The sequence below is a fragment of the Paraburkholderia sp. Ac-20342 genome (genome assembly GCF_017104985.1).
GTDB lineage: Bacteria > Pseudomonadota > Gammaproteobacteria > Burkholderiales > Burkholderiaceae > Paraburkholderia.
In genome coordinates, this window is the sequence record NZ_JAAGPQ010000146.1 from 1 (window position 1) to 10,273 (window position 10,273).

General features: G+C 66.5%; 11 protein-coding genes and 1 pseudogene. 8 read left to right on the forward strand and 4 right to left on the reverse strand.

Translation table 11 applies throughout. The features are described 5' to 3' along the window. The 4 genes and pseudogenes from G3N58_RS32400 to fliF all read right to left on the reverse strand — a co-directional run. Positions 1–282: pseudogene (locus G3N58_RS32400) on the reverse strand (flagellum-specific ATP synthase FliI); the annotation flags it as partial. After that, positions 276–965 carry a flagellar assembly protein FliH gene (gene fliH, locus G3N58_RS32405; RefSeq protein WP_205193213.1) on the reverse strand — a complete coding sequence of 230 codons (690 nt, stop codon included), beginning with the start codon at positions 963–965 and terminating at the stop codon, positions 276–278. The pseudogene G3N58_RS32400 and the gene fliH, both read right to left, overlap by 7 nt. Beyond that, a complete protein-coding gene (gene fliG, locus G3N58_RS32410; RefSeq protein ID WP_167047400.1) occupies positions 952–1,947 on the reverse strand; it encodes a flagellar motor switch protein FliG in 996 nt (331 codons plus the stop codon). Before fliG ends, fliH begins: the two co-directional genes overlap by 14 nt. Then, positions 1,937–3,730 carry a flagellar basal-body MS-ring/collar protein FliF gene (fliF, locus tag G3N58_RS32415; protein ID WP_206001236.1) on the reverse strand — a complete coding sequence of 598 codons (1,794 nt, stop codon included), beginning with the start codon at positions 3,728–3,730 and terminating at the stop codon, positions 1,937–1,939. The genes fliG and fliF overlap by 11 nt, the downstream gene beginning before the upstream one ends. Positions 3,731–3,968: 238 nt before the next feature. Between fliF and fliE the strand changes: the two genes are divergently transcribed. From fliE to fliN, 8 genes are all read left to right on the forward strand, one after another. After that, on the forward strand, positions 3,969–4,304 hold the full coding sequence (fliE, locus tag G3N58_RS32420) for a flagellar hook-basal body complex protein FliE (protein WP_167047394.1): 336 nt from the start codon (positions 3,969–3,971) through the stop codon (positions 4,302–4,304). Positions 4,305–4,574: 270 nt separating this feature from the next. Then, on the forward strand, positions 4,575–5,009 hold the full coding sequence (gene fliS / locus G3N58_RS32425) for a flagellar export chaperone FliS (protein WP_167285768.1): 435 nt from the start codon (positions 4,575–4,577) through the stop codon (positions 5,007–5,009). After that, on the forward strand, positions 5,006–5,332 hold the full coding sequence (locus G3N58_RS32430; protein WP_167047388.1) for a flagellar protein FliT: 327 nt from the start codon (positions 5,006–5,008) through the stop codon (positions 5,330–5,332). The genes fliS and G3N58_RS32430 overlap by 4 nt, the downstream gene beginning before the upstream one ends. A gap of 153 nt (positions 5,333–5,485) precedes the next feature. After that, positions 5,486–7,027, forward strand: a complete 1,542-nt coding sequence (locus G3N58_RS32435) for a flagellar hook-length control protein FliK (RefSeq protein WP_206001237.1) — start codon at positions 5,486–5,488, stop codon at positions 7,025–7,027. Further along, the gene (locus tag G3N58_RS32440) at positions 7,027–7,377 is read left to right on the forward strand and encodes an EscU/YscU/HrcU family type III secretion system export apparatus switch protein (protein WP_206001238.1); all 351 of its coding nucleotides are present in this window, start codon (positions 7,027–7,029) and stop codon (positions 7,375–7,377) included. Before G3N58_RS32435 ends, G3N58_RS32440 begins: the two co-directional genes overlap by 1 nt. Before the next feature lie 784 nt (positions 7,378–8,161). After that, positions 8,162–8,662: a flagellar basal body-associated protein FliL gene (fliL, locus tag G3N58_RS32445; protein WP_167047380.1), complete on the forward strand. Its 501-nt coding sequence runs from the start codon at positions 8,162–8,164 to the stop codon at positions 8,660–8,662. Positions 8,663–8,725: 63 nt separating this feature from the next. Then, the gene (gene fliM / locus G3N58_RS32450; protein WP_167047377.1) at positions 8,726–9,724 is read left to right on the forward strand and encodes a flagellar motor switch protein FliM; all 999 of its coding nucleotides are present in this window, start codon (positions 8,726–8,728) and stop codon (positions 9,722–9,724) included. Continuing rightward, the gene (gene fliN / locus G3N58_RS32455; protein ID WP_206001239.1) at positions 9,717–10,181 is read left to right on the forward strand and encodes a flagellar motor switch protein FliN; all 465 of its coding nucleotides are present in this window, start codon (positions 9,717–9,719) and stop codon (positions 10,179–10,181) included. Before fliM ends, fliN begins: the two co-directional genes overlap by 8 nt. Positions 10,182–10,273: the final 92 nt, after the last annotated feature.

Below are 10,273 nucleotides of genomic sequence, written 5' to 3' on the forward strand. Positions count from 1 at the left end.
CGCGTGAGCGGCGCCAGCGGTGCGCGCGGCGGACTCGCTCGCGGCCGGCTCGCGGCTCACCGCCGTACCCACTGCCACGCCTGGCGTGCCTGTCAGCGGATAAGCGTCCGCCCCGGCGCGCTCCGCCGCGCCATCCGCCGGATGCGTGGACGTCGCGGCCTGATCCGCGCCGACGGACTCGGCATCCGCGAGCGCCTCGGCGCCGAAGGAGGCAAGCGCAAGCTCGCGTTCGAGCGGCGTCAGATCGCTGGCGCGGATTTCATCGAGTGTCGGCTTCACCATGTGCTCACCTTGCCGAGCGCGGCCGCGACGCGCTGCCAGCGCGTGTCGATGCCGGCATCCACTTCGCCGCTGCCGGCGTGGGCGCGGCAGCCGCCGCGCTCGACCGACGCATCGGTGCGCACGGTCCAGCCGCGCGTTTGCAGTTCTTCGAGCAGATACGCCTCGACGACGGGCAGATCGGCGGGACTCACGATCAGCGACGGCGCGCCGGTCAGCGCCGGTTCGGCCGCCAGCACTTCGCGCGCGGCGGCGATCAGCGCGGTCGGATCGTGCTGCACGTGCTGGCGCACGACCTGCTGCGCGATATCGAGTGCGAGCGCGACGAGCGTTTCGGAAATCGCGTGCTGCGCGCCGCCGAGCGCGGTCTTGAAGGTTTCGGCGAGCGCGGCGAGGCGCGCTGCTTCCTCGCGCGCTTCGCTCTGGCCTTGCGCGAAACCCTGCGCATGACCCTGGTCATAGCCGGCCTGATAGCCGAGCGCCTGACCGGCCACGTGACCCGAGGCGACACCCTGCGCCTGCGCGGCTTCGCGCAGGCGGTCGAGTTCGGCCTCGAACGCGCGCTCGTCGAATTCGGGTTCGGCCGGCGGCGGCGCGGGCGGCACCGGGTCGAACGAGGCCATCTCCCAGCGCTGGTAGGCCGAGAGGCTTTCCTTCGCTGTGGAGTTCGGATCAGACATACGCATCTTCGGCCTTGCCGCCTAGAACGATCTGGCCGCTCTCGGCCAGGTTGCGCACGATCTGCAGGATGCGGCGCTGCTGCGTCTCGACTTCGGAGACGCGCACCGGACCGCGCGCGTCGAGGTCTTCGGCAAGCAGTTCGGCCGCGCGCTGCGACATGTTCGAGAGGAACTTCTGGCGCAGCGCGGGCGGTGCGCCCTTCAGCGAAATGATCAGCGCCTCGGACTCGACTTCCTTCAGCAGCAGCTGGATCGCGCGGTCTTCGAGGTCGAGCAGGTTCTCGAACACGAACATCTGATCGACGATCTTCTGCGCCAGCTCGGCGTCGTACTGGCGCACGTTTTCGAGCACGCCTTCCTCGTGATTGCTCGACATGAAGTTGAGGATTTCGGCCGCCGTGCGGATGCCGCCCATCGGGCTGCGCTTGAGGTTGTCGCTGCCGGAGAGCAGGCCCGTGAGCACGTCGTCGAGTTCGCGCAGTGCGGCCGGCTGGATGCCGTCGAGCGTCGCGATGCGCAGCAGCACGTCGTTGCGCAGGCGATCCGTGAAGCAGGCGGAGATTTCGGATGCCTGATCGCGGTCCAGGTGCACGAGGATCGTCGCGATGATCTGCGGATGCTCGTTCTTGATGAGTTCGGCGACGGCCGCCGAATCCATCCACTTGAGCCCTTCGATGCCGCTCGTGTCACTGCCCTGCAGAATCCGGTCGATGATGACGCCGGCCTTGTCGTCGCCGAGCGCCTTGGTCAGCACCGAGCGGATGTACTCGTTCGAATCGAGCGACATGCCGGTGTGCTGCTCGGCCTCGCGCACGAACTCCTGCAGCACCTCGTCGACCTGCTCGCGCGTCACGTTCTTCAGCGCGGCCATCGCGACGCCGATCTTCTGGACTTCGCGCGGGCCGAGGAACTTGAACACCTGCGCGGCCTCTTCCTCGCCGATCGACATCAGCAGCAGCGCGCTCTTCACTACGCCTTCAGCGCTCATCGGACACCCAATTTTTCACGACGGTTGCAACGATCTTCGGGTCCTGGCGCGCGATGCTGCGCGCGAACTCCAGGTTCCGCTCATATTTGTGCTTGGCGCTTTCGAGCGCGAGCGTCTCGGGGTCGGCCTCGATCTCGACGACCGCGCCGTCGCGTTCCTCGGCCGGAATGCCGTCGAGCAGCAAGGGCTCGTCGGGCGAGGCGAGCGCCGCGACCGGCTCGGGCGGAGGCGGGAACGCGCGGCGCAGCGCCGGCTTCACCATCACGAAGTAGAGGAACAGGGCCACCGCGCCGATGCCGAGGTAGGTCGCGATCTGCTTGTAGAGCGCGAGCATGTCCGGCGTGCGCCACCACGGCAGGTTGGCGTTCGGGTCGAGTTCGGTCGTGAACGCGCTGTTGACCACGTTGACCGAGTCGCCGCGCTGCGCGTCGAAGCCCATCGCGTCCTTCACGAGCTGGGTGATCTGCGCGAGCTTGTCGGCGCTGACCGGCTGCATCGTCACGTGGCCCTTCGCGTCGGTCACCTTCAGGTAATTGACGACGACCGCGACCGAGAGCCGGCGGATGCCGCCCATCGGCTGGTCGATGTGGCGCACGGTCTTGTCGAGTTCGTAGTTGGTGGTCGAATCCTTGTGCTCGCTGACCGGCGTCGTGGCGACGCCGCTCGCGCCGTTGCCGGCGACGACCGGCGCGGAGGCCGGCTGCGGCGGCTGGTTCGACAGCGCGCCAGGCACGCCCGAGGCGCCGCCCTGCGACATTTCGGTGGCACTGCTCGTTTGCTGGCTGCGCACCGCCGCCTGTTGCGGATTGCCGTTCGGGCCGTAGTTCTCCGAAGTCTGCTCGCTGTGCGAGAAGTCGATGTCGGCGCTCACCTGCGAGTGCGCGTTGCCCGCGCCGAACAGCGGCGCGAGGATCGCGTCGATGCGCTGCTGGGTGTTGCGCTCGATCTGCTGGCGATACTTCAGTTGCGTCGCGTCGAGCCCGCTGCCGGTGGCCGGCTGCGTGAGCAGGTTGCCGTCCTGATCGAGGATCGTCACGCCTTTCACCGGCATTTCCGGTACCGCCGACGCCACCATGTGCGTGATCGCGACAACCTGGCCTTCGTCGAGCACGCGGCCCGGATAGAGATTGACGAGCACCGACGCCGAGGGCGGTTCCTTGTCGCGCACGAACACGGTCGGCTTCGGAATCGCCAGATGCACGCGCGCCGACTTCACGGTCGAGATCGACTCGATCGTGCGTTCGAGTTCGCCTTCGAGTGCGCGCTGATAGTTGATCTGCTCGTCGAACTGGCTGATGCCGAATTTCTGGTTGTCCATCAGCTCGAAGCCAACCGAGCCGCTTTTCGGCAGCCCCTGCGAGGCGAGGCGCAGGCGCATCTCGTGGACCTGCTCGGCCGGCACGAGGATCGCGCCGCCGCTCTCGGAGAGCTTGTACGGAATGTTGGCCTGCTGCAGCGCGGCGATGATCTGGCCGCCGTCGCGGTCCGACAGATTGCTGTAGAGCACCTTGTAGTCGGGCGCGCGCGACCACAGAAACAGGCCCGCGACGACCGCCACCAGCAGCGCGACTGCGAACACGAGCGGCGCGCGCGGGTTGCCGCGCATCTGCGCGAGACCGGACAGACGCTGCGAGAAGTTGCCGCCCATGCCGCTTAGGCCGCCGAGCCCGCCGAGGTCGGCGCCGCCGGCCTGGCCGCTGGCGGGCTGGCCGGGCGCGGGCTGCGCGCCGGCGAGCCCCATGCGGGCGTCGGGGTTGATCAACGAGTTGGCTGACGAATCCATGCGTCGGGTATCTCCGGGATGCCTTTGCGTTCTGCCGCACGATCGCGCCGGGGCTCGGCGAGGGGACGGACAGAGACTTTCACGCTTGAAATTATCCGTGGCGACGCTCAACCCGATTGCTTGAATAGAGCCGGGTTTCCCCCCTAGTTTCGGGGCTTTCCCGAAGGGGGCGCTGCTATGCTTTCGTCCAGATCGGTACACCTTCCGGCAGTCCGATCGCACATCCAACGGAGAAAACATGACCATGCCCGTGAACGCGCTTTCGTCGGCGCTGCAACAGATGCAGGCGATGGCGGCGCAGGCGGCCGGCGACGCGAGCCCGGCGGCGAACGAGTCCGGCGCGGCGACGCCCACGAGTTTCGCCTCGGCGCTGAAGGCCTCGCTCGACAAGATCAGCAGCGACCAGCAGAGCGCGATCGGCGAATCGCAGGCGTTCGAGCTCGGCTCGCCGAACGTCTCGCTGAACGACGTGATGGTCGACATGCAGAAGGCCAACATCGGCTTCCAGTTCGGCCTGCAGGTGCGCAACAAGCTCGTGGCCGCCTACAACGACATCGCGCAGATGTCGATCTGAACGGTTTTGCGCGGGTTTCGTGCGAGTTGCGCCTGGGTTTCGCCTGGGTTCTGCATAACCTCGCACGAAAACCGGCAAGCCAGCCTGGCCGGCGCGCAAGCCGTGCCGACTCCTTTGACGCCCCTCGATCCCCCTTGCTTACATTGCTCTAAAGCTTTGCCGCCGCGTATCCGATAACCAGGGTACAGGCCGGTTCGGGCGCGACAACGCGCCGCAGGGCCGAGCCATGACCCAATCGCAGTCAGTATCCGTATCAGAGGAGGAGCGCCGATGTTTTCCCCGGGACACGCTGGAGCCAGCGCGTATGCACGCGTCGGTGTCGAGACGGCCGTGATGGGCGCCAGTCCGCATCGTCTCATCGTGTTGCTGTACCAGGGCGCAAGGCAGGCCATCGCGCAAGCCCGCATGCATCTGCAGCAGGGCAATGTCGCGGAGCGCGGCATGGCGGTCAGCAAGGCGATCCGGATCGTCGAAAGCGGGTTGCAGCAGTCGCTGAACCTCGAGGTGGGCGGCGAGATCGCGGGGCGGCTGAATGCGCTGTACAGCTATATGACGCGCCGGCTGCTCGAAGCCAATATTCATTCGAGCGAGGCGATGCTGGTGGAGATCGACGGTTTGCTCGCCACGCTCGAAGAGGCATGGATCGGGATTGGCCCGGAGGTTGCGCGCATGGCTACGCAGCCCGCCGCGGAAAGCATGAGATGACATCGAACGCAGAATATTTTTCCCGATACGAGGCTATCGCCGCACTGTCCTGCCGCATGCTGATGGCGGCTCGCCACGCCCTGTGGAGCGATCTGGTCGAGCTGCAGGAGGAATACCGGCATCTGGTCGAAGCCCTGAAGGAAGCCGACGACGGCGTGAAACTCGACGAGACCGAGCGTCAGCGCAAATACATGCTGATCCGCCAGATTCTCGCCGACGACGCGGCGATCCGCGATCTCGCGAATCCGCGCATGGCGACGCTGTCGGCGCTGTTCGCGGGCCGGCCGACACGCGTGCTCAAGGAACTGTACGGGGCGCGCTGAAGGCGAGCCCATGCGGGCGGCGTGCCTCGCGGATGCCGTGCGCGCCGATGCACCGCATGCGCGCCTGCCCCCGTGCCATGGCGCGCCGCGCGGCGCACGACTGAACGATCAGAGCATGGAGCGCGCTCGCGCCCATGCGACCAGGGAACCGGCATGAACGGAATCGACACGGCCGTCGCTTCGGTGCTTTCGAGCCGGATCGACAGTTTGCTCAACATCGCGCCGGGCGCCGCGACCACCTCGCAGACCGGCGCGGCAGGCGTCGCCGGCGCGCTGGTTGCCGGCACGCCCAACGTGACGCCCGCGCCGCAGCCGTCAGCGCAAACCGCGCTGTCGGCAGTCGCGCTGACGCTCAATGCGATCGCGAATTCGGGCGGCGAGGCGACGCCGGCCGTGCTCGGCCAGGCGCCGATCTGGCCGGCCGCGCCGGCGCTCGATATCGCGGTGGAAGGATTGCCGGGTGCCGATGCGGCAAGTAGCGCGGGTTCTGCCGATGCCGCCACGGCAAACTCCAATGCCGCCGCCAGTGCGAACGGAACCGTGGCCACCGCCAGCATCGCGGCGACGCAGGTGCCGGTGGCGGCGCTTGCGGCCGCGCTCGAACGCACCGTCAGCGACAGCGGCCTGTTCTACGAAGCGCATCTCGCGGGATGGCTCGTCGGCCAGCGCTCGCCGGAGAACCTCGCCGACGAAGCGCAGAACCGACTCGTGGCGGCCGCGCAATTGCCGCCCGGCTGGGCCGACGAGGACGGCGACGCGGGCGCGACGGGTTTCGCGTCCGAGGCGATGGCGAGCGGCATGCAACGTGGCATGCCGGGCACCGCAACGAGCAGTGTGCAGTCGGGCTCACAACAAGGCTCACAACCGGGCCCACAAGCTGGCTCACCGGCCGGCTCACCCAATCCCTCTGCCGACGCCCCCACGCACGCGATGCCCTCGATCCTGACCGCGCAAGCCGCGCGTTTCGCTGCGGGCGAGGTGCTGGCGAGTTCGTTGTCCGATCTGACGGGCCAGCCTGCGCATGCGGGGCTGCACAGCGCGGCGCCGCAAATCGGCGATGCGGCTGCGTCGCAGAATGCGCAATCGACGGCGGCGGCCGTGCATCCGGCGACGGAGCCGCTCGTGCGGCAGCAGCTCGACCTGCTCGCGACCGGGCAATTCCGCTGGACCGGCGAGGCATGGCCGGGCGCGCGGCTCGACTGGACCATCGAGCAGGACGGCGACGAATGGGACCGCAGCGGCGGCGGCCTCGCGAGCGAGGACGACCAGCCGTGGCGCACGCGTCTGACGCTGTCGCTGCCGACGCTCGGCACCGTCGATGCCGAATTGACGCTGACCGGCATGCGGCTTACCGCGCGCGTGCAGGCGAGCCCGCACGGCGCGGCGCGGCTCGCGATTCAGGGCGAGAGCTTTCGCGAGCGGCTCGCGGCGGCCGGCATCGAGTTGCAGGGTTTGACGATTCGCGAGATCGGCGGCGGTGTACCGGGAACACCTGGAGCGGCGAGCGCGACGGGCACTGCTGGCGCGCAGGCGGCGGCTTCGGCGTATGCGCGTTCGGCGACAGCGGGAACGGCTTCATCCACGATGCCGGCCACGGCGACGCCGGGTGGTGTCGCGGCTAACCCTGCGGGCTATGGCTCGGCCGCTGCACGCGGCACGCCGGGGGCGCGCGACGACTTCGACTGGGATATCTGATGAGCCGGACCAATCGCCGCAGCGCGGCTGCGCTTGTCTACGACGCTCAGAGTGGCGAGGCTGAGCCGCGGGTGGTCGCGAAGGGGTATGGGCTGCTCGCGGAGATGATCGTGCAGCGGGCCAAGGAAGCGGGGCTTTATGTTCACGAAGCGCCGGAGATGATTTCATTGCTGATGCAGGTGGATCTCGATGCGAGGATTCCGCCGCAGCTTTATCAGGCGACCGCGGAATTGCTGGCGTGGTTGCATCGGTTGGAGAGCGGGGCTGAAGATGAAAGGCCGCATGAGGTGGGCGCTGGCGCGCAGGATGTGGTTGATGTTGTAGCGGTTGATTTGCCTGGCGGCGCTTAATAGTGGTGGTTTTGGCCCTTTGCAGGGTTGGGCTTTTTTGTCTTTGTTCTTCTGGTGTTGGCCTTTCCTTGTGTTCATGTCGGTCTATTGGCGTTGCCCCTGTGCGGGGCGGCACCTACTTTCTTTGCGGCTGCAAAGAAAGTAGGCAAAGAAAGCAGCTTCACACCGCTAATTCTGAAGCGGGTTCCCTGGCTTGGAGGGGGTAGTGGTGCATCTGGAATCGGTGCCCTCGCACATTCAATGCAAGTGACAAAGCCGTCATCCGCTCCCACTCCGCACTGCGTGCGTCGCGGACGGGTCTGCCAGGGGAACCCGTGGGTTTCGTTCGCGTAGTGGGGGCCATCGGCCGCGCCTCGGCGACACGCCGAAACACCGATGGTTTAGGAACCGGGGGTCGGCGCGCGTAGCGCCGCCGGAAGAATGACGGCCTTGTCACTGACGCGGAGTGTGCGAGGAGACGGATTCCAGATGCACCACTACCCACTCCAAGCCAGGGGACCCGCTTCAGAATTGGCGGTGTGAAGCTGCTTTCTTTGCCTACTTTCTTTGCAGCCGCAAAGAAAGTAGGTGCCGCCCCGCACAGGGGCAACGCTAATAGACCACCAAGAAATCAAGGAAAGGCCAACACCGCAGAGAACAACGACAAAGAAGCGCCACCCCGCACAGAGGGGCAACACCAAACACTTGAGATAACCACAAATAGCCCTTCTTTTCGACCCATCACCCCGCAGGCAAATCAACAACAATCACCCTAACCCTTCATCCAGGCAGCAAAGCAAACCACATGGCTACCACGACCGCCCCGCAACAAGCCGCGCCCGTCTCGCCGGGTCCCATGAAGCGCATTATCCTGATCGTCCTCATTGCGCTCATCTCCGCGGGCGCTGCCGGCGCCGGCGTGTGGTTCTTCATGGCAAAGCGCGCGCCCGTCGCCGCATCGGCCGAAGCCGCGCCCGCGCCGCCCGCCGTGCCGATCTTCTTTCCGCTCGAATCGATGACCGTCAACCTGCAATCGGACGACGGCCAGCAGCATTTCCTGCGCATCGGCCTCACGCTCAAGCTCGGCGACGCCGCCACCCAGCAGGCGCTCACCGAGCACATGCCCGAAGTGCGCAGCCGCATCCTGCTCGCGCTGTCCAACAAGCACCCCGACGACCTCGCGCCGCTCGAAGGCAAGCGCGCGCTCGCCGAGGAACTCAAGACGCTGATCACCGAGCCGACCGACAAGGGCGCCGCGCCGGTCCGCGTGCAGGACGTGCTGTTCACCGAATTCGTCGTGCAGTGACGTACCGTGACGTTGTCTAGCGCTGCCATCATCAACCGCCAAGGGACGCACGAGGAATAAGCAATGGGCCACGAAGAGTTCATGTCCCAGGAAGAGGTCGATGCTCTCCTGAAGGGCGTCACCGGCGAAGTCGACACGGAAACCGAGCAGAGCGAGCGCACGGGCGTACGCCCGTACAACATCGCGACGCAGGAGCGGATCGTCCGTGGCCGCATGCCGGGCCTCGAAATCATCAACGACCGTTTCGCGCGTCTGTTGCGCGTCGGCATTTTCAACTTCATGCGGCGCTCGGCGGAAATCTCCGTCGGCCCCGTGAAGGTGCAGAAATACAGCGAATTCACGCGCAATCTGCCGATCCCGACCAACCTGAACCTCGTTCACGTGAAGCCGCTGCGCGGCACCTCGCTGTTCGTGTTCGACCCGAACCTCGTGTTCTTCGTGGTCGACAACCTGTTCGGCGGCGACGGCCGGTTCCATACGCGCGTCGAAGGGCGTGATTTCACGCAGACCGAGCAGCGCATCATCATGAAGCTGCTCAATCTGACGTTCGAGCATTACACGGCGTCGTGGAAAAGCGTGCGCCCGCTGCAGTTCGAATACGTGCGCTCGGAAATGCACACGCAGTTCGCCAACGTCGCGACGCCGAACGAAATCGTCATCGTCACGCAGTTCTCGATCGAGTTCGGCTCGACGGGCGGCACGCTGCACATCTGCATGCCGTACTCGATGATCGAACCGATCCGCGACATCCTCTCCTCGCCGATCCAGGGCGAGGCGATGGACGTCGATCGCCGCTGGGTGCGCGTGCTGTCGAAGCAGGTGCAGGCGGCCGAAGTGCAACTGACCGCCGACCTCGCGCAGGTGCCGGTCACGTTCGAGCAGATCCTGAACATGCGCAAGGGCGATGTTCTGCCGATCAACATCCCCGAGCACATCACGGCGAAAGTCGACGGCGTGCCGGTGATGGAATGCGGCTACGGAATTTTCAATGGTCAGTACGCGTTGCGGGTCCAGAAGATGATCAGCGCAGCCGACACGATGAAGGAAAGTGGATATGAGTGACCTGAACGCAAAACCCGAGGCCGAACTGGCCGCGAGCGACCCGCAAGTGGCCGCCGGCGAACTGAGCGCCGAGGACGACGACGCGATGGCCGACTGGGCGAGCGCGCTCGCCGAGCAGAACGGCAACGCCGAAGTGAACCCGGCGGCAGCCGGCGTGTTCCAGCCGCTGTCAAAGGTCGAGCCGGCCTCGACGCACAACGACATCGACATGATCCTGGACATTCCGGTCCAGATGACGGTCGAGCTCGGCCGCACCAAGATCGCGATCCGCAATCTGCTGCAACTCGCGCAGGGCTCGGTCGTGGAACTCGACGGCCTCGCCGGCGAGCCGATGGACGTGCTCGTCAACGGCTGCCTGATCGCGCAGGGCGAAGTGGTGGTCGTGAACGACAAGTTCGGCATCCGTCTGACCGACATCATCACGCCGTCCGAACGCATCCGGAAGCTCAATCGATGAAACGCGCCGCCGTTCGCGGCATGCTCCCCGCGTCGCGCGACCTGCTGCCGCGAGCCGCGCTGGCGGTGGCCGCCGCGTCGGGCGCGACGCTC